At 62.4% G+C, this 19,256-nt stretch carries 14 protein-coding genes; 4 read left to right on the forward strand and 10 right to left on the reverse strand.

All coding sequences use genetic code 11. The features are described 5' to 3' along the window. Positions 1 to 75: 75 nt before the first annotated feature. From argC to Q5Z11_RS12855, 7 genes are all read right to left on the reverse strand, one after another. Entirely contained in the window at positions 76 to 1,029 is a 954-nt protein-coding gene (argC, locus tag Q5Z11_RS12825; RefSeq protein ID WP_303746775.1) for an N-acetyl-gamma-glutamyl-phosphate reductase, read from the reverse strand. Continuing rightward, entirely contained in the window at positions 1,026 to 1,640 is a 615-nt protein-coding gene (locus Q5Z11_RS12830; RefSeq protein WP_303746776.1) for a GNAT family N-acetyltransferase, read from the reverse strand. The genes argC and Q5Z11_RS12830 overlap by 4 nt, the downstream gene beginning before the upstream one ends. Further along, a complete protein-coding gene (locus tag Q5Z11_RS12835; protein WP_303746777.1) occupies positions 1,637 to 2,965 on the reverse strand; it encodes an acetylglutamate kinase in 1,329 nt (442 codons plus the stop codon). Before Q5Z11_RS12835 ends, Q5Z11_RS12830 begins: the two co-directional genes overlap by 4 nt. 72 nt (positions 2,966 to 3,037) lie before the next feature. Further along, the gene (locus Q5Z11_RS12840; protein ID WP_303746778.1) at positions 3,038 to 4,135 is read right to left on the reverse strand and encodes an acetylornithine deacetylase; all 1,098 of its coding nucleotides are present in this window, start codon (positions 4,133 to 4,135) and stop codon (positions 3,038 to 3,040) included. Between the two features lie 202 nt (positions 4,136 to 4,337). After that, the gene (locus Q5Z11_RS12845; protein WP_303746779.1) at positions 4,338 to 5,528 is read right to left on the reverse strand and encodes an argininosuccinate synthase; all 1,191 of its coding nucleotides are present in this window, start codon (positions 5,526 to 5,528) and stop codon (positions 4,338 to 4,340) included. A gap of 147 nt (positions 5,529 to 5,675) precedes the next feature. Further along, positions 5,676 to 6,686: an N-acetylornithine carbamoyltransferase gene (locus tag Q5Z11_RS12850; RefSeq protein ID WP_303746780.1), complete on the reverse strand. Its 1,011-nt coding sequence runs from the start codon at positions 6,684 to 6,686 to the stop codon at positions 5,676 to 5,678. A gap of 302 nt (positions 6,687 to 6,988) precedes the next feature. Continuing rightward, positions 6,989 to 7,543, reverse strand: coding sequence for a hypothetical protein (locus Q5Z11_RS12855; protein ID WP_303746781.1), 555 nt, complete (start codon positions 7,541 to 7,543; stop codon positions 6,989 to 6,991). A gap of 166 nt (positions 7,544 to 7,709) precedes the next feature. Between Q5Z11_RS12855 and cysS the strand changes: the two genes are divergently transcribed. From cysS to Q5Z11_RS12870, 3 genes are all read left to right on the forward strand, one after another. Beyond that, a complete protein-coding gene (gene cysS, locus Q5Z11_RS12860) occupies positions 7,710 to 9,116 on the forward strand; it encodes a cysteine--tRNA ligase (RefSeq protein ID WP_303750032.1) in 1,407 nt (468 codons plus the stop codon). A 198-nt stretch (positions 9,117 to 9,314) separates the two neighbouring features. After that, positions 9,315 to 9,752, forward strand: a complete 438-nt coding sequence (locus tag Q5Z11_RS12865) for a SufE family protein (protein ID WP_303746782.1) — start codon at positions 9,315 to 9,317, stop codon at positions 9,750 to 9,752. Next, on the forward strand, positions 9,749 to 10,984 hold the full coding sequence (locus tag Q5Z11_RS12870) for an MFS transporter (protein WP_303746783.1): 1,236 nt from the start codon (positions 9,749 to 9,751) through the stop codon (positions 10,982 to 10,984). The genes Q5Z11_RS12865 and Q5Z11_RS12870 overlap by 4 nt, the downstream gene beginning before the upstream one ends. Positions 10,985 to 11,049: 65 nt before the next feature. Here Q5Z11_RS12870 and Q5Z11_RS12875 read toward each other — a convergent pair whose 3' ends face one another. Both Q5Z11_RS12875 and Q5Z11_RS12880 read right to left on the reverse strand, forming a co-directional pair. Further along, positions 11,050 to 13,365 carry a beta-glucosidase gene (locus Q5Z11_RS12875; protein ID WP_303746784.1) on the reverse strand — a complete coding sequence of 772 codons (2,316 nt, stop codon included), beginning with the start codon at positions 13,363 to 13,365 and terminating at the stop codon, positions 11,050 to 11,052. Between the two features lie 205 nt (positions 13,366 to 13,570). Next, positions 13,571 to 14,947 carry a carbohydrate porin gene (locus Q5Z11_RS12880; RefSeq protein WP_303746785.1) on the reverse strand — a complete coding sequence of 459 codons (1,377 nt, stop codon included), beginning with the start codon at positions 14,945 to 14,947 and terminating at the stop codon, positions 13,571 to 13,573. Between the two features lie 301 nt (positions 14,948 to 15,248). Between Q5Z11_RS12880 and Q5Z11_RS12885 the strand changes: the two genes are divergently transcribed. Then, positions 15,249 to 15,998, forward strand: coding sequence for a TetR/AcrR family transcriptional regulator (locus Q5Z11_RS12885; RefSeq protein WP_303750033.1), 750 nt, complete (start codon positions 15,249 to 15,251; stop codon positions 15,996 to 15,998). Positions 15,999 to 16,022: 24 nt separating this feature from the next. On the opposite strand, the gene Q5Z11_RS12890 is transcribed toward Q5Z11_RS12885, so the two are convergent. Then, a complete protein-coding gene (locus Q5Z11_RS12890) occupies positions 16,023 to 18,926 on the reverse strand; it encodes an ATP-binding protein (RefSeq protein WP_303746786.1) in 2,904 nt (967 codons plus the stop codon). Positions 18,927 to 19,256: the final 330 nt, after the last annotated feature.

Genomic DNA, 19,256 nt, shown 5'->3' on the forward strand with positions numbered 1-19,256 from the left:
ACAATGCATTTGTAGGAGCGGCGTAAGCCGCGAAGCCAAAGATCCATCAGGTCTCCGGCACTACCCACAAACAAATCAGTACGGAACCGCCATCAGCTCATCCAGCCCCAACGCCCGGTTGAGGTTCTGCAATGCCTGCGTGGCCGCGCCCTTGAGCAGGTTATCGATGGTCGCCACCACCACCACGCGCTTGTTGCCCGGCGCCATGGTGAAGCCACCAATCTGCACGCCGTGCTTGCCGGCAATGCGACTGACCCACGGCGCCTCATCAACCACTTCGATCAGCGGCTCGTTGGCATAGCGCTGCTCATACAGCGCGACAATCTCCTCGCGGCTGCGCGGCTGCTGCAGCCACAGGTTGACGGTCATGGTGATGCCGCGGAAATGCGGGGCCACGTGTGGCATGAATTCCACCGGCACGCCGAGCTGGGTCGACACCTCGCGCTCATGCACGTGGTTGGTCAGCGCATACGGCATCAGGTTGTCGCGCAGCAGCTCGGGGTTGTTCTTGTCAGAAGGCGTAGTGCCGGCGCCGGACCAACCGGAAACACCAAAGCAGGTCGGCGGCCCAGCCAGCTGGCTCAGCAGCGGCGCGATCGCCAACTGCATCGCAGTGGCATAGCAGCCTGGGTTGCTGATCCGCTTCTGCCCGGCATAGCGCGCGCGGGTCAGCTCCGGCAGGCCGTAGTACCAGCTATTGTCGAAGCGGTAGTCTGCCGACAGGTCAACGATCACCGTATCCGGTGCGGCCGCATCCAGCGCGGCCACGAAGGGCTCGCCCTTGCCATTCGGCAGCGCCAGCACCACCGCGTCCACACCCTTGGCGGCAACCGCGTCCGGGCCCAGGCTTTCGTAGCGCAACTCGCCCTTGTAGTCCTCGTTGTGATCGGCCACGCGCTGCCCGTCGAGCTCACGCGAGGACACGAAGGCCAGCTCGATGCGCGGGTGTGCGGCCAGCAGGCGGATCAACTCGGCGCCGGTGTAACCGCGCGCGCCAACGATGCCTACCGAGAATTTCTTGTCAGTCATGAATGCGAATCCAGAAGGAATTGCAGGTGGGCTTTCACCGCCGGCCACTCCGTGTCGATGATGGAAAACACCACGGTATCGCGACGCGATCCGTCGGCGTGACGCTTGTGGCTGCGCAGCACGCCATCCTGCTTCGCGCCGAGGCGGGCGATGGCGGTACGCGAGGCATGATTGAACCAGCTGGTCTCGAAGCCAACGCTGATACAACCCAGGGTTTCAAAGGCGTGATGCAACAACAGCAGCTTTGCTTCGGTGTTCAAACCGCTGCGCTGCACGCGCGGGTGGTACCAGGTGTAGCCGATGTTCAAACGCGGCACGTCGGCTTCCAGCGCGTAGAAGCGGGTACTGCCAACCACCTCGCCACTGGCATCGCGAACCACGAAGGCCAGCACCCGGCCCTGCGACTGCGCTTCCAACGCAGCGACGACGTAGTGACCGGCGTGCTCGGGGGTTGGCACATTGGTGTACCAGCAGCGCGACAACTCGCCTTCCCCCAAGGCACGCTGCAGTGCCGGCACATGTGCGAGCTGCAAGGGCTCCAGGGTCACGTGCCGCCCCTTCAGGATTGGCACCTGACCCCAGTGTCCGGCGGCGGCCAGATCCATGCTCATCCCTGCAGGCTCGGTTTGCGCTCGCCGCAGTGCGCGACGTAGCCCTTGATGCTGTCGAAGTCATTGGCGCCGAACCAGAACACCTTCCAGTGGTCCAGCTTGTAGCAGCCATCCGACTCGGAATAGTAGAAATGATTGACCGGATTGCCGTTGCGCGAGCGCCAGAACAGCTGCGGGGTTTCCTCCAGCATCACGTTCCACACGGCACGTCCCAGGCCTTCGCCCTGTGCGTCATCCAGCACGGCGAACTTGTCCAGGTACACGCCTTCGGCCTCATCGGTCAGCACCACCGCAGTGCGGTAGTTTTCGCTGACATAGGCGCGCAGCAGTTTGGTCTTTTCGAAATAGTCCGGCACCAGCGTGCGGCCGAAGCTCGACTCGATCAGCCGCTTCAGGCGTGCGGTATCAAGTTGATCCCACGACGTTGCCTTTAGCACCTTTTCACCACGGCGGACCAGCGTACCGGAGCCCTTATGGGTGAACAGTTCCTTGGCCAGATCGGCCGGGCGCGTGATCGATACCGAGGATTCTTCTGGCAAACGATCCAGCAAGTCCTTGATCTGCTCGATCTTGACCCGCATGCCGCCGTGGATCCACGGCTGCTGCATCAGCTGGTCGTACTCGGTGGACAGGTTGATCGAATCGATCAGGTTGCCCTCTTCATCAAGCAGGCCACCGGTTCCGGTCAGGAAGATGATCTTGTACGGCTGCAGCTCCTGCACCAGCTCATTGGCGGCGAAGTCGGCATTGACGTTGAGGATCTGCCCGCTCGGGGTTTCGCCCAGGCTGGTGATCACCGGGATCGAGCCGGCGCGCAGGCTGGCCTCGATCGGCGCGAGGTTGACCTTCTTCACCTCGCCGACCAGGCCGTAGGTATCCAGATCCAGGTACTCGGCTTCGAACACACCGCCGGTGATCGAAGTGGCGCGCGCTCCGTTCTGCTGCAGCGCCTCGACCAGCTTGAGGTTGGATTGCTGGAACACCTTGCGCACGATAGCCAACGCTTCCGGCGAGGTCACACGCAGGCCATCGATGGTCTTCTTCTCGATGCCGGCAGCGGACAGTTCGGCATCCAGCTGCGGGCCGGCACCGTGCAGCACGATCGGGGTCAGGCCGACTTCCTGCAGGAACGACAACGACGAAGTCAGCGCTTCCAGATCGTCGCGCAGCACCGCGCCACCGACCTTGACCACGGCAAAGCGCTTGGCATCAAGCTGCGAGAAGCGCTTGAGGTACTGGCTGATTTCCTTCGCGCTGGCCATGCTCGAAAGCAGGCGGACGATGGTCTGGCGGGTCTGGCGGTGCGGCTGCATGGCTGGGGACATTACTTGTATCTACGTGGCGACGTTCAGCGTCGCGGGAAGGAGCCGGCGGCAGGCCGCCGGGCCACGAACGGCTCAGGCGCCGCGTTGCAGGATCTGCAGCACCGATTCGGCGTAACGCTGCAACTGCTCCAGCGTCACGAATTCATCGGCGGTGTGGGCCTGGGCGATGTCACCTGGGCCGTACACCATGGTTGTGTAACCACCGGCCGAGAACAGCGAAGCCTCGGTCCAGAAATCCACGGCATTGCCAATCGGCAGGCCAAGCTCGTCAGCGATATCACGCGCAGCCAGACGACGTTCCTCGGCGCGGGCGATATCACCGGAGGGCAGGCTCGGGCCGCGGAAGGTTTCTTCAAAGTGCGCGGCCTGCGGTTCGGCAAAACCGGCGAAGGTGCCCAGCAGCGCGTCAATATCCATCGACGGCAGCGGTCGGAAGCCAAAACGCAGCTCAGCTTCGGGCGCAATCATGTTGGCCTTGATGCCGCCTTCGACCCGGCCGATGTTGAAGCGCAGGCCAGTCAAGCCGCCGAAGCGCGCGTGCGCCAGCGACTCGACATGGTCCAGGGCCTTGCCGCCCCAACGCATCGCCTGATGCAGGGCGCTGGCCGATGGATCCTGCTTGCCCGAAGCATGGCCGGCGCGGCCCTGGAACTTCATCAGCACCGAACTGATGCCGCGGTGCGCGAGTACCGCTTCGCTCATGGTCGGCTCGGCGACGATCACCGCTTCATAGGCGATGCCACGCGCCAGGAAGGCAGCGATGCAACGCGGGTCATTGGCTTCTTCGTCACTGGAGAACAGGAAGGCAGCATCGCCATCGGTCAGGTTGGCGGCGGCCACCAGCGCTGCGGCGGCGCCCTTGATGTCGCAGACGCCGAGGCCGACAACGCGGTCATCGAGGCGGCGCATCACGTGCGGATCAGCCGACCAGTGCGGGGAATCCGGCACGGTATCCAGATGCACGTTGAACAGGTATTTGGGAGTGCCGCGCACCGCGTAGAAACTGACCGCACCAGCACCGTGGTCGATCACCTCGACATTGAAGCCCGGCAGGTTGTCGCGCAGGTAATCAAAGATGCCACCGGTGGTGATGGCACGCGGCGGATTGCGGGTGTCGTAGGACACCAGCTTTTCCAGGTGATCGAGGGTGGATTGGAGCAGCTTGGTCATGGCGGGCAGCAGGTCTCACAGCAATGATCGGAGGGCGTCCCTTCTCCCGCTTGCGGGGGAAGGTGCCCGAAGGGCGGATGGGGGGAGCTTTTGATTTGCCTTGTCTGCCTTGTGAGCGAACAACGACAGAAGCAGAAGCTGCCCTCACCCCAACCCCTCTCCCGTGAACGGGAGAGGGGCTTTGAGCATCACGCATCTCGCCTTAGCGATTTACCTGCGCATACAGCGTGGAGCTCATGCCGAACAGCTTGATGAAGCCTTCGGCTTCTTCCACGCCCCAGTCCGCCGACTGCGCGTAGGTCGCGCCCTTGGCATTGAGGATGTGCTCCGAACGCACCGCCACCGCATCAACGCGGCCGCCGCGGGTTTCCAGCACCACTTCACCGGTGACCTTGGCCTGCGAAGCCTTCAGGAAGGCTTCGATGTCGGTCTTGAGCGGGTCGTGGTAGAAGCCTTCGTACACCAGCTCCACCCACTTGCGTGCGACTTCCGGCTTGAAGCGGTTCTGCTGCTTGGTCAGAACGGTGTCTTCCAGCGCGCGGTGCGCGGCCAGCAGCGAGACCAGGCCCGGTGCTTCGTACACGATGCGGCCCTTCAGGCCGATCACGGTGTCGCCGGTGTACACGCCACGGCCCACGCCGTACTGCGCGAACAGCTTGTTGAGCTTGGCCAGGATCTGCTCACCCGGCAGTTCCTTGCCGTCCAGCGCAACTGCTTCGCCTTCAACGAACTTCAGGGTCACGGTCAGCGGCTCGATCGGCCAGGCGCTGCGCGGTGCGCACCAGCCACGGGCGCCTTCGCCCGGGGCTTCCCACTTGTCGATCTCGCCGCCGGACATGGTCAGGCCCAGCAGGTTCTCGTTGATGGTGTAGGCCTGCTGCTTGGCGCGCACGCCGAAGCCGCGCGCTTCCAGGTACTTCTGCTCGTAGGCGCGGGTCTGGGTGTGCTCCTTCTGGATTTCACGGATCGGCGCGACGATCTGGTAATCGCCCAATGCCTTCACCGCCAGGTCGAAACGCACCTGGTCGTTGCCCATGCCGGTGCAGCCGTGGGCGATGATGTTGGTGCCCAGCTCGGCGGCGCGCTTGAGCGCGGCATCGACGATCAGGTAACGGTCGGAGACCAGCAGCGGGTACTGGCCCTGGTAACCCTCGCCCGCCCACACGAACGGCTTGACGAAGCCATTCCAGATGGCCGGGCCGCCATCGACGGTGACGTGGCTGGTGACGCCCAGCTCGGCCGCACGCTTTTCAATGAAGTCACGCTCGTCGGCATCCACGCCGCCGGTGTCGGCGAACACGGTGTGCACGTTGTAACCACGCTCCTGCAGGTAAGGCACGCAGAAGCTGGTGTCGAGGCCGCCGGAGAAGGCGAGGACGATGTCTTTGCTCATGGGGAAGGAATCTCTGCTTTTGATCTTTGAGCCCCTCGCCCGCCGAAGGAGGGGTTGGGGAGGGGGTAATGAAATGGAGGCGTTGCCTGGAGCGAGGAGCGTTGCCCTCACCCCAACCCCTCTCCCACTGGGAGAGGGGCTAAAGCATTACTTGCCGATCACTGCCGCCATGATCGCCTTCTGTACGTGCAGGCGATTCTCGGCTTCGTTGATGGCAATACATTGCGGCGAATCCATCACGCCATCCGTTGCCTTGACGTTGCGGCGCAGCGGCAGGCAGTGGCTGAACACGCCGTTGTTGGTCAGCGCCATCTTGGCCTCGTCGACGATGAAGTGCTTGTACTGATCACGGATCGGCTTTTCCGGCTCCCAGTTGCCGAAGAACGGCAGCGCACCCCAGCTCTTGGCGTAGACGACATCGGCGCCGGCATAGGCACTCTGGATGTCGTGGCTGACCTGCAGCGAGCCACCGCTTTCGATCACGTTCTGCTCGGCCCAGCCCATGTAACGCTCGTCCAGGATGTAATCCGGGGTCGGGCACAGCAGGGTCACGTCCATGCCCATGCGGGTGGCGATGGTCAGCGCCGAGTTGGCCACGGCGGTGTTCAGCGGCTTGGGATGGTAGGTCCAGGTCAGCACGTACTTCTTGCCGCGCAGGTCGCTGGTGCCAAAGTGCTCCTGCAGCGCCAGGATGTGCGCCAGCTCCTGGCACGGATGGGTGATGGTCTCCATGTTGATGACCGGCACCGGCGAATACTTGGCGAAGCTCTTGAGCACCTGGTCCTCGCGGTCCTTGCTCCAGTCCACGAACTTCGGGAAGGCGCGCACGCCGATCAGGTCGACGTAACGGCCCAGCACCTTGGCCACTTCGGCAATGTGCTCCTCGGTATCACCGTCCATCACCGTGCCGAGGTTGAACTCGATCGGCCATGCATCCTTGCCCGGCTGCAGCACCACCGCGTGGCCGCCCAGCTGGAACGCGCCCAGCTCGAAGCTGGTGCGGGTGCGCATGGACGGGTTGAAGAACACCAGGGCGATCGACTTGCCCTTCAGGTCATCACCCAGCTTGTTCTGCTTGAACAACGACGCCTGGGTGAGCAGCGCGTCGAGCTCGGCGCGGCTCCAGTCCTGGGTGTTCAAAAAGTGCTTCAGAGACATCGATCCTTCCTTTGTTGCGGAAAACCACCGTCGCCGGTGGGCGGATGCGCATGCGCGCGGCTCATTGCGTTTGAAACTTTTACCGAACCAGAAACGAAAAAACCCAGCCTGGGCTGGGTTTTCAGAACGGACAGCACGAAGCTCCGGTCACCCAGCGAATATGTGGGATTCCGGTCGGCGGGCACGCGACGTCATGCCGGTGGCCATCCGGGCGGTGCTGGTTTCGTGCTGGAAGCTGGTGGCTTTCATCGTCGCGCATACTCGCACGCGGGTCGGGCCGGCGCAAGTGTCGCGGTGCAACATCACGGAACGCTGGTGGCAGCAGGCGGCGCCTGGCCGATATCCGGGGTGATCGACACCCGCAGCTTGAGCCGGTTACCGGGGTCTTCCGGCAGCCGCGAGCGGAATTTGATGCCCTTGTAGACGTAATCCACGTCATAGGCGATAGGCCGGCGGAACTCACGCCCGACCTCGACGATCTTGCATTCAGGGGTCAGCAGCGCAGAAGAACCGCCAACGTTCTGCGGGGCGAGCGCCATATCTTCTTCCTGCGCCTGCCCTTCCTGTTTGAACATGCCACGCACGGAGTCCCAGAAGCGGCGGAACCCGCCCTTGTCTTCCTCGCCCTTGACCTGCACCGGCGCCAGCGTGCGGGTGGACACCGGCTCGCAGTGCTCCTCGGTACGGCTGGCGCGCAGGGTCTGGAACACCGGCTCGACATTGAGCACCTGCGCATAGTCATAGCGCACGTTTTCCATGATCACCACGCGATTGCGCTGCTCTGGCTCCTGCGCAAGCGCGGGCACGGCGGCGCCAGCCAACAGGCAGATCATCGACAGCAATGGAGCAGGTTTCATCAAGATATCGGCTGGTGCTTTGGGCGCGGGTGGCGGGTACTAGTGTAGGCAGCACAGCTGCCCCGGGCCTGAACATTACCCATCCGTACGCGTATTGCCCAGCCCGGGGGTGCCCGACCCGGCCCGGACCGCTAGAATTGGCCGGTTCGCTCACCCCCGGATTGCCATGACCCTGCGCCTGCACAACAACCTGACGCGGCAGCTGGAGCCGTTTGCTCCGCTCGACCCCGCCGCCCCCACCATGTATGTGTGCGGCCCCACGGTCTATAACTATGTACATATCGGCAATGCGCGCGGCCCGGTGGTCTTCGGGGTGCTGGCCGACCTGCTGCGCCGCCGCTACGGAAAGCTGCGCTACGCCCGCAACATCACCGACGTTGACGACAAGATCAACGCCGCGGCCAAGGACCAGGGGGTGCCGATCTCGGCCATCACTGACCGTTTTGCCGCCGCCTACCGCGAGGACATGGCCGCGCTCGGCGTGGTCCCGCCGGAGATCGAGCCGGAAGCCACCGCGCATATGCCGCAGATCATCGCCATGATCGAGCAGCTGATCAGCACCGATCACGCCTACGCCGCCGAGGGCCATGTGCTGTTTTCGGTCAGCAGCTTCGCCGATTACGGCAAGCTCTCGCGCCGGGACCCGGAGGAAATGCTGGCCGGCGCCCGCGTCGAAGTGGCCCCGTACAAGCGTGATGCCGGCGACTTCGTGCTGTGGAAGCCCTCCAGCGACGACCTGCCGGGCTGGGCCTCGCCCTGGGGCCGTGGCCGTCCGGGCTGGCATATCGAGTGCTCGGCAATGGCTGCAGCGCATCTGGGCCCGACCATCGACATCCATGCCGGCGGCGTCGATCTGCAGTTTCCGCACCACGAGAACGAGATCGCGCAGAGCGTCTGCGCCCACGGCGGCCAGACCTTCGCCCGCTTCTGGCTGCACAACGGCATGCTCAACTTCGACGGCGGCAAGATGAGCAAGTCGATCGGCAATATCCAGCGTGTGCACGACCTCGTCCGCCAGCATCCGCCGGAAGCGCTGCGCTATGCGCTGCTGTCGGCGCATTACCGGCAGCCGCTGGAGTGGTCCGATGCGCTGATCGAGCAGTCGGTTAAGACGTTAGACGGCCTTTACAGAACGTTGCTCATCACAGACACCCTTCATGCAGAGCCAATCGTGCCTTCCAGCATCGAAGAGGCGCTTAACGATGACATCAACACTCCCAAGGCTCTCGCAATAATCGCTGAGATTGCAAAGAAGATTCGCTATAAATTCGCCCCTCCCGGCGGGCCTGCGTACGAGCAAGTTGGCGACAAGGCGCTGGAACTCGCGAACCTGAAGAGCGAGCTTCTTGGTGCAGGCTTGGCCCTGGGCCTTCTGCAGCAAGCACCCAATGCATGGTTCACACGAGGAACTTCTGCAGCCGACGATGCGCGCATCCAGGCACTGATCGATGAACGCATTGCCGCCAAGCAGGCGCGCGATTTCGGCCGCGCCGATGCCATCCGCGATCAGTTGGCTGCGGAGAACATCGTGCTGGAAGACACGCCGCAGGGTGTGCGCTGGAAGCGCGGGTAAGGCTTGCCCTCACCCCAACCCCTCTCCCGCGCGCGGGAGAGGGGCTTGAGCGAAAGCTGCAATTGCACATATAGCGTCCGCTCGCGGCGCACTGAGCCCCTCTCCCACCGGGAGAGGGGTTGGGGTGAGGGGGACCTCCCGCTACCCCACTCCAAAGCCCCTCGCCACCAAGGCGACCGGCCAAGCACAGGACCAACCATGATCAACTCCCCCTTCCCGCTCGAACCCACCCCCGCCGAAGCCCAGGCCGCCATCGCCGAGGAGTTCTCCTTCTTCGGTGACTGGTCCGAGCGCTACCAGTACCTGATCGACCTTGGCCGCAAGCTGCCCACTTTCCCGGAAGAATGGAAGACCGAAGAGCACCGCCTGCTCGGTTGCCAGTCCATGGTCTGGATCGTGCCCGAAGGCGATGCCGACAAGCTGGTGTTCCACGCGATCAGCGATTCGGCGATTGTCTCTGGCCTGATCTACCTGGCCCTGCGCGTGTACTCCGGCCGCTCGGCCAGCGAGATCCTCGCCACCGAACCGGACTACGTGTCAGCCATTGGTCTGGCCAAGCACCTGTCGCCGACCCGCAGCAATGGCCTTGCGGCGATGCTGGCCTTCATCCGCGAAACCGCCCAAGCCAAGCAGTGAACAACACCGGCTCCATCTCCGAGTTGTTGCGCCAGCCCGGCTACGTCCAGCTGCTGCTGTACCGCATCGCTGGCATGCTGTCCTACCAGATCGTCGCGGTCACGGTCGGCTGGCATATCTATGAAGTCACCCGTAATCCGTTCTCGCTGGGCCTGATCGGCCTGGCCGAGGTGCTGCCCTACTTCTGCGTGGCGCCGTTTGCCGGTTATCTGGTGGATCACCTGCCGCGTCGCAAGCTGGGCATGACGGCCTGTCTGGGACTGATCGCTACTGCCATCATGTTGGTGGCAGTGGCTACCGGCTGGCTGCCGGTCAAAGGCGTGTGGCCAATCTATCTTGCGGTCGCACTGACCGGCATGGTCCGCGCCTTCCTGTCGCCGGTCTACAACGCCTTGTTCGCACGCGTGCTTAAACGTGAGCAGTTCGCACGTGGTGCCGGTTTCGGCACCGTGGTGTTCCAGATGGGCATGGTGATCGGCCCCGCGCTGGGCGGCGTGCTGGTCGCAGTTGGCGGCAAGGGCCTGTCCTATGGTGTGGCGGCAACGATGGCCGTGCTGGCACTGCTCGCCCTGGCGTCACTCAAGGTCAGCGAACCGGCGCCGCCGCAGACCCGCGCACCGATCTTCGCCAGCATCGCCGAAGGCGCGCGCTTCGTGCTGTCCAACCAGATCATGCTCGGCGCGATGGCACTGGACATGTTCTCGGTGTTGCTTGGCGGCGTGGTGGCAATGCTGCCGGCCTTCATCCAGGACATCCTGCACTACGGCCCGGAAGGTCTGGGCATCCTGCGTGCGGCACCCGCATTGGGCTCGATCGCGGTCGGCCTGTGGCTGGCACGTCATCCCTTGCGGCGCAATGCCGGGCGCGTGCTGCTGTTTGCAGTGGCTGGCTTCGGCCTGTGCGTGATCGCCTTTGGCCTGTCCAAGAGCTTCTGGTTGTCGGCCATGATCCTGGTCTTCTACGGCGCCTGCGATGGCGTGTCGGTGGTGGTGCGTTCAACCATCATGCAGCTGGTGACGCCGGATGAAATGCGCGGCAGGGTGTCGTCGATCAACGGCATCTTCATCAGCTCGTCCAACGAACTGGGCGCGTTCTACGGCGGCAGCATGGCGCGCCTGCTGACCCTGGTGCCTGCGGTAGTCATCGGCGGTTGCGCGGTGCTTGGCGTGGCCGCCATCACCGCATGGAAAGCGCCGCAGCTGCGCAAGCTCGACAACCTGCAGGACCTGTAACCCAATACAGGCCGGGGCAAGCAGCAAGCTTGCCCCGGCTGCTGGATCTCAAGCGAATGCACCCATCAAGGCGCGTACTCGCTTTCCTGCTGCTTCTGGAATGCCTGCTGCGCGCGTATATCACGCGAAGACGCACCCACACGCAGGCTGTAGGTGCCCGCATCGGCCACCCAGCGGCCCCGGCTTGCATCGAACGAAGCCAGGTCTTTGCCGTCGATCTCGAACTGCAGCACCTGCGATTGCCCGGGTTGCAGCTCAGCGGTCTTGGCGAACGCACGTAGCTCCTGCGCAGGCTTTTCCAACGCGCCCTGTGGTGCACTCACGTAGACCTGTGCCGCCTCGCGCCCGGCAACCTTGCCGGTATTGGTGACCTTGACGCTGGCACGCACCAGACCCGGCTGGCTGGCGTCGACCTGCAGATCGCTGTAACCGAACGTGGTGTATGACAGGCCAAAGCCAAACGGATAGGCGACCTCGACCTTGTGCGTATCGAAGTGGCGATAGCCCACCCAGATGCCGTCGCTGTATTCCACCTCGGCTGCGCGTGCGATCTGGCCGAACAGGGACTTGTCGTTCGGATCAGGGCCCAGCAGCTCCTTGCCGGGAAATCCTTTGCTTGCCGGGTAGTCGCTCAACTGCAGGGCAAACGTGTCAACCAACTTCCCGGAGGGATTGACCGCCCCGGAGAGTACATCCGCTATTGCATTGCCCGCCTCCTGCCCGGGCTGCCATGCCAGCAGGATCGCGTCAGCAAAACGGTTCCAGCTGGCGGTCTCGATCACACCGCCAACGTTGAGCACCACCACAAGTTTCTTGCCCTGCGCGTGGAAAGCACTGGCGGTACGTTCAAGCAATGCATGCTCGGCCGGCGTCAAGCGAAAATCACCTTCGTCCTTGCGATCAACGAACTCACCTGAGCCGCGGCCGATGGTCACCACCGCGACATCTTGCTGTTGCGCCAGCCGCCGCAACGCCTCGTCGCTTACAAGCCGTTCGGCAATCCGTGGCGGGCTCAGGTACCACTCCGTCTTCGGCAGTTTGGCAACCTCTTCACCGATATAACGACTGTAGTCCTGATCCAGCCCACTCGCGTTGCTGAAGCCGACGTTCTGCAGGCCGCGCTGCAAGCTGACGGAATAGGCCTCGTTGACATCGCCACTTCCCGTTCCGCCGATGATCACCTCGTAGCTGGCATGGCCAAGCAGGGCCACCTTGGCTGCAGCAGGCAATGGAAGTGTCGTGTCGGCGTTCTTCAGCAACACCATGCCCTGTGTTGCAGCGCTACGCGAAATCTGCGCCCCAGCCTGTAGATCCGGCTGGTCCGAATGCGGCAATTGCCTGAATGCCCGGCTACGCAGGATCAGCTCCAGTATCCGGGTGACGTTGCGATCCAATACCGATTCACTCAACGTACTGTCAGCTACCGCCGCGAGGATGCTCCTGCGCTGTTTGCCGGTCCCTGGCATCAACAACTCATTGCCTGCACGCATCTGTGCAATCGCATCCTCGCCGCCGAACCAATCCGTCATCACCACGCCCTGGTATCCCCATTGCGCGCGCAGCACATCAGTCAGCAGCCACTGGCTCTCCGAGGTGTAACTGCCATTGAGCTTGTTGTAGCTGGACATCACCGTCCATGGCTGGCCTTTGCGCGCGGATATCTCGAAGCCTTTCAGGTAGATCTCGCGCAAGGCCCTTTCATCCACCTTTGCATTGATGGTGTTGCGATTCCACTCGTGGTTGTTGACCGCAAAGTGCTTCAACGATGCTCCAACCCCGCGCCCCTGCAGCCCTTGCACCAGGGCAGCAGCGGTCTCACCGCTGACAACCGGATCCTCGGAGTAGTACTCGAAATTGCGCCCACCCAGTGGATAGCGATGAATGTTCTGCGCGGGCGTCAGCATCACGTCGATACCGTAGGCGGCTGCTTCATCGCCAATTGCGGCACCTACCTGGCGAACCAGTGCCGGATCCCAGGCGCTGGCCAGTGCGCTACCGATCGGGAATGCGGTGGCATGGAATGTCTTGCCGGGTACATCCTTGCGGGTCGGGTCGATGCGCACGCCTGCCGGGCCATCAGCCAGCACCAATGACGGAATGCCAAGCCGTGGCACCGCCACGGTCGCGCCTGCCGCGCCGGCCACCTTGTCATCGATGCCACCAACCACCGGCGCCTGCATGTCCTCGGGCAACCCGGGGAAATTCATTCCCTGGCCTGTCACAAGTTCGACCTTCTCCTGCAGGCTCAATGCAGCAACCACCTGCTCAAGCGGTGCCGTGCCCAACTGCGGGAGCTCCTCGGCCTGGGCCAGGTTGAACAGCACAACATTCATCGCGATACCGAGCGTCAACATCGTGCGCCCGGACAGTTCCTGCCTCATTGCCATTTCATGTACTCCGGTATGCGCCCCGCGTGTCGGCGGCAGGACGCTGTGGTTCTGGAAGGGATGCATCCGCATACAGGCGACGCAGGCTCGTCAATTCAAGGAAGTCGCTGTCAGCAGCTGGTCAACACACCCGCGCCACAAGTTGCGTTTGCATTGTTGCGATGCGCTCACGGGAGCAACGGACGCGGCCAGCGCCAGATCAGAACGAGAAAGTCAGCTGACTCTGCAGATTCACCGCGTCGGGATGCTGCGTGGTGACCACCGGGTTGCGCGTGTAGCTCAAGGTATTGACCCAGTAGATTCCGCGGAACGCGCGCAGGGCGTACGAGACCGAGCCGGTGGAGCTGAAATGCACTGGATCCATGCCAAGGGAACCGAGATAGCGATGTGCGTCATCACCAACCTCGGTGCGGGTATAGCCGAAGGACACCATGTCCCCTGGCCGCTTGGCGAACGGCGCCAGGCTGTACAAGGTCACTGCATAGTCAGAGCTGAAAACATTGTGTTCGGCCGGAGCATGGTCGGCTTTCAGATTGAAGTACCAGCCGCGATAGGGCGTGGATGCATCGGGTTGGCTTAACTGATGATCGGCCACGATGTAGAACGCGCGATTGGTTCCCTTGCGATCCGGGTTGCGATAGTCGATGTAGAGCGTGCGGTTGTAGACCGTGCCCTGTCGTATCCAGGTCATGCGACGACCCGCACTGGACGCAACCCGATAGCCGATCTCGTTGACGTAGATCGGTTTTGCGTCCTCCACGCTCCACTTCAGCCCGGTAGGGTTTGCCTCGCTGTCAGCCAGAAAGCCATCAGGGCTTTGCGAACGCGCCACGCCAAAGTGGTCGTAGAACCGGCCACTCTTCGAGTACAGGCGGATATCCATGCCAGGCACTGGCTTGAAGGCTGCCATGCCGGCGAGATTGGGAATGATGCTGGATGGGCCGAGCGCGGAGGATGCCGTGCTCGCGCCCAGGAACAAGCCAACGAATTGACCAAGCATTCCGTAGTAACCGTACTGGATGCGCACACGCCCATCAGCGAATTCCTGCTCGACCGACAACTGCGTCACCGCCGCATCGTCGTTCAACCCTGCATCACGGTAGACCGTGCGCCAGCTGTTTGCTTCAAAGGTGAGCTGTGATTTCTTTCCCCACCAACCCAAACGCGACAAATCGTAGGTGGTGATGGTTGCCAGCGTGCCACTGAAACTCGGTCGCTGGCCGTTGTACACCTGCGGGCGGGCTTCCTGTCCACGCAGGTCATAGGTTTCCGATGCGCTGTAGAAGCCCATGAACATCCAACCCTTGTCGTACAGCTTCGGCCTAAGGCCCAACAGCTCAGGCGACAGCGTCTCGCAGGTGGTGATGATCGGCGATTCAGAGCCACGGCTCACAAATGCGTCGTAGTCGCGACAGCCTGGCACCGCAGATCCCGCCGACGCCTGCGCATCAGCCAGACTCGCGGCAGATTCAGCGGCGGGCTTCGCATAAGCCACGGACGCCGCAAGTACCAGGACTATCGCCAGCACCAACCTGCTGCTGATGATGTCCCTCCCGTTACATCCACGCGTGCTCATTACTTTTCTCTCCCGATTTGATGAAGAGCGGCCTGCACAACAACGTCGACCGCCCACGCTGAGGCAACAGCTCGGCATGCACTGAGCAGGCGAACTCGCCCGACCCAGGCACTCGACGTCGGCCTCTCGGCACGTTCTTCATCAGGTGGGGCGGCCGTTGCACGACCGCCGCAATCACTGCGACGGCGCGTTGCAGCTGCGTGCGATCCCCCTCCGGGATGTTGTTACGGCGATTCGACTCTTTGCCGTTCCGCCGACGCCGCCGCAGTAAACCTAGCAGCCAGTAGGTTTGTCAAAAACTGTGACATGGGCACAGTTTCAACGCAGATGGCGCGCGCAGGCGACACGGATACACTGCGCACCTACCGCGAAACTGGAGTGTGTTTTGCCAACCTCTACGCAGGCTTCGCCCGCGCCCAAAGCACGCCGTCGCTCACCCAAAGGTGACAAACGACGACAGCAGATTCTCGATGCGGCAATGCATGTGTTTGCACGTGATGGCTACAGCAATGCCTCCATCGCCGAAGTCGCGACCCACGTTGGCCTTACCCTGCCCGGCCTGCTGCATCACTTCCCGAGCAAGACCGACATGCTGCTTGCGGTACTGGAAGTGCGCGATCAACGCAGCCCGCGCCTGCCGCACTTGCCGCAGCACTACACGCTCGAGGATGCAGCCGCAGGCCCACCGATCCCCTGGCACCAGGTGGTGGAACAACTGCGTCTGATCAATCGCGCCAACGCCGACATCCCCGGCGTAATCAAGGCTTTTTCACTACTGAATGCCGAGAGCCTCAGCGAGGATCATCCTGCACAGGCGTGGTTCCACCAGCGCTCGGAATGGATGCTGCAGTACATCGCACGCAGCCTGCGCCAAGGTCAGGAGATCGGAGAGATCAATCCCGCAATCGACCCGGAGCAGATCGCCGCCGAACTGATCGCGATGATGGATGGCCTGCAGCTGCTATGGTTGCGCCATCCCGGAAAAATCGAGTTGGGCAGGCACTTCGAGGCCTATCTTCAACGACTTGGAGAGGCGCTGGCACCGCGCTGATACGACAGCTGCCAGCTCCTCCGCTCATGATGAAGGCGAGCGTTGCTTGAGCACGGCATGGGAACTGGCATCCAGCGCTTCGATTCCGGCAGCGAGTGAACTGAAATCCCCTTCACCCAGGAGTCTCTCAAGATGCCCGCAGTCATCAGCGATTTCCCTCGCATGAATCATTGCGAATGCGCCACGGATCGAATGCAGCTCCGCACCTGTTCGCGCACGGCCGACATCGGTCATGGCCGCGTCCGCATCAAGAACCGCCAATTCGTCGTGCAACTTGCGCAGTGAATCGTCCAACGAACCGAGCAGTGCCTGATGCACTTCCACAGGCAGGGGACCTTCCATCAAGCCTCCCTCCTTGCGGTGCGCTGATGATGACTGTCCGACACCCAGGCGTCGCCGAACCATCTTGTCCAGCGCGTCCAGCAGAATAGGCTTGGTCGCCACTTCATCGATTCCGATGTCCTTGCAGCGCTGGCGATCGCGCTCGGACACATGCGCGGTGATGGCAATTATCGGGATTCCAACACCCTGTTCCCGCAGCTTGCGCGCCAATGTATAGCCATCCATGCCTGGTATGTTGAGGTCCGTCATCACCAGGTCGTACTCATTTTCAGCGAGCAGCACGAGCGCCTCGTGACCATCTTCGGCCTGATCCGACCCATGGCCCAAGGTCTGCAATTGGAGACGTATCAGCTGCCGGTTGGCTGGATGGTCATCAACGACCAACATCCGCAGGCCCGAGGATGCCATGGCCTCGGAGGGCTTGGCTTCGGCACTAGCGTCGAGCTGCACAGGAGCGTCTTCACTCACCGGCAGAGGCAAGGTAACCAGGAAAGTGCTGCCGGCGCCGGCCTCGCTGTGCACGCTGATCGTCCCGCTCATCAGGTCGGCCAGACGACGGCATAGTGCCAAACCAAGGCCGCTGCCACCATAACGACGGGTGATGGTTGAATCCGCCTGACTGAAGGTCTGGAACAGCAACTTCTGCTGCTCCGGAGTCATGCCTATGCCCGTATCACTTACACCGATGACAACTTCAGGATCAGCCAGGTGCTCATCCCGCAGATAGACTTCCAGCAACACGTCACCTTGTTCCGTGAACTTGATGGCATTGCCGAGCAGGTTATAGATGATCTGCCGGATGCGCGTAGGGTCACCGATGTACGCCGCCGCAAGTGAATCATCAATGCTCAGGTCCAGCTGCAGTCCCTTTGCGCGCGCAGACGGCACGAAGAACTCAACCGCCTGCTGGGCAAGCGCCTTCAAGTCGAAGCTGATCGCCTCGATGCTCATCTGGCCGGACTCGACCTTCGAGAAGTCCAGGATGTCATTGATCACGCCAAGCAAGGTCGACGATGAGGACGCCACGGTTCGCAGCTGCTGCAGCTGATCTTCCGAAAGAGGCGTGCGCTCAAGCAACTCGAGATTCCCAAGAATGGTATTGAGCGGCGTCCGTATCTCATGGCTCATCGTGGCCAGAAATGCCGACTTCGCATGATTGGCATCCTCGGCCAGTTTGCGGGCTTGCTCCAACTCGTGCTGGGTCTTCTTGCGCAGGGTGATGTCCTTAAAGTTGCACAAAAGGACATCCATCCCCAGATACTTCGTACGCACGCTGCTGACCAGTAAATCGCAGCTGGAACCATCCTCCAAGGCGAGTTCGAACTCACGTTCGCCATGGGCTCCACCCGTGTCGCTGCTGAAAAGAGCGAGAAAGCGTGCATGCAAGGGCAGATCGCCCCGTCGCGCCGCTTCGGCATAATCCAGCATCGTGGCGTTCTGCAACATGACCTGGCCACTGGCGACGGAAAGCAACGCCAAACCAAAGGGCGCGGTGGTAACGATCGTTCGATTGAGATCTTCACTCTCGATGATCCGCTGCGAGCGCGCGAAGCCCGGCTTGAATACCTTCCGGTCAATGAGCAACAGCACCGTCCATACGAAGCCGATCATCAACAGCACCGCACCGATGTAGCTGACCAGGCGAGGCCACAATGCAGCCATGACAGTGCGCCAGGAGAAGGCGTGCAACAACCTCCAACCCGAATTGGATATCTCATCACTTACGATGAAGTAACCGTCGCGATAGCTCAGCCTCCGCAACTCGTCCCGCGGCACGTCGCTGGCAACACGCAGCACGTCGGCGGTAGTGCCCTTTCTTGCCGAACCAAGCAGAAGCCCGCCTGTCGGGCCAACAATGAGGGATGCCTCGTTCGGGTCCCCGCCGGCCAGCAGCGGCTCCAGCATCTGGGTCGGATAGGACGCCACGAACACCGCGAAGAGTTTGCCCTCAGATGCGGCCCCCTGCACCAGTCGTATGGAGGAAATGCCACTCAATGGATCCGCTTCAGGTGGCAACCACAAGGGAACCTTCGCATCGAGCAGGCGAGCGCGTACCGCCGGGTCGCCCAGATCCCCAAGGTCAGGCACGATGCGATCAAGCAGGGAGGCAGCGCTTGTCCCCATCATCTGCTGCGCAGCCGCCCCGTCAGGTAGCGGCCCAAGGACGACGAAGCGCCGGTCGGGACTGAAGAGGTAACCCGCCGCTGCCAGTTCCTGGGAATACGTCCCTGACTGGTAGCTCACATCGTCCGCCATCCGCAGGTAGGGACCGAAACGCTCAGCTGGGTAGTCACGGGTGATGTCGCCTATGACAAGTGCAGTCGGGAGGCTGCTGTTACGCTGCAGGACCATGCGTCCGTTGGCATCGGCGAAGCGCTTCATCAGCAGGGGATCCGGCTCCTGCCGCATTGACCACACGTACTCCTCCTGCCGCACACCGATGCGCAGTGCCGCTTCACGTACGGCAAACATCGCCCGCAGTGTTGTCCTGCGCAGCACATACTCGGTATGGCGACCGGCGACATAGTCCTTCACCTGCGATTGCACCATCACCACGGTGACGGCAATCAATACCAACGACGTCACCAGTCCACCAACGTAGAGCAGTAACCGCTGGTGCCTGCTCAGGAGGCTGAGCGGGCTGCCGCCTGATGGAGTTCCGCCCTTTGTACTGGAACCGAGCGAAGGCTCAATTGAGTGTGCTGCCATCTGTCCGTGCCCTGGCCAGGAGTTGCTCCATCATAGATGCCCTCAATGCCGTTCTGACGGTCTCAATGAAGCAGACCGGTGGAGCACATCAGCCACCTCTCGCTCGAACTGGATGCCTGCAGGGAAGCCGGCCCGGTCCTGACTTCGGCGGGCTGCGCCGCCAGCGCCAACGCACCCCCAACGCTGGGAGGAGCGCCAAGCCACCCT

It is taken from the genome of Stenotrophomonas sp. 610A2 (assembly GCF_030549615.1).
Classification (GTDB): Bacteria; Pseudomonadota; Gammaproteobacteria; order Xanthomonadales; family Xanthomonadaceae; genus Stenotrophomonas; species Stenotrophomonas pigmentata.

Coding starts and splice junctions, on each gene's coding strand:
- Q5Z11_RS12850 (WP_303746780.1), bottom strand. CDS start 6,686: ATGTCTCTGAAGCACTTTTTGAACACCCAGGACTGGAGCCGCGCCGAG.
- Q5Z11_RS12865 (WP_303746782.1), top strand. CDS start 9,315: ATGATCAACTCCCCCTTCCCGCTCGAACCCACCCCCGCCGAAGCCCAG.
- Q5Z11_RS12845 (WP_303746779.1), bottom strand. CDS start 5,528: ATGAGCAAAGACATCGTCCTCGCCTTCTCCGGCGGCCTCGACACCAGC.
- Q5Z11_RS12875 (WP_303746784.1), bottom strand. CDS start 13,365: ATGAGGCAGGAACTGTCCGGGCGCACGATGTTGACGCTCGGTATCGCG.
- Q5Z11_RS12830 (WP_303746776.1), bottom strand. CDS start 1,640: ATGAGCATGGATCTGGCCGCCGCCGGACACTGGGGTCAGGTGCCAATC.
- Q5Z11_RS12880 (WP_303746785.1), bottom strand. CDS start 14,947: ATGAGCACGCGTGGATGTAACGGGAGGGACATCATCAGCAGCAGGTTG.
- Q5Z11_RS12835 (WP_303746777.1), bottom strand. CDS start 2,965: ATGTCCCCAGCCATGCAGCCGCACCGCCAGACCCGCCAGACCATCGTC.
- argC (WP_303746775.1), bottom strand. CDS start 1,029: ATGACTGACAAGAAATTCTCGGTAGGCATCGTTGGCGCGCGCGGTTAC.
- Q5Z11_RS12840 (WP_303746778.1), bottom strand. CDS start 4,135: ATGACCAAGCTGCTCCAATCCACCCTCGATCACCTGGAAAAGCTGGTG.
- cysS (WP_303750032.1), top strand. CDS start 7,710: ATGACCCTGCGCCTGCACAACAACCTGACGCGGCAGCTGGAGCCGTTT.
- Q5Z11_RS12855 (WP_303746781.1), bottom strand. CDS start 7,543: ATGAAACCTGCTCCATTGCTGTCGATGATCTGCCTGTTGGCTGGCGCC.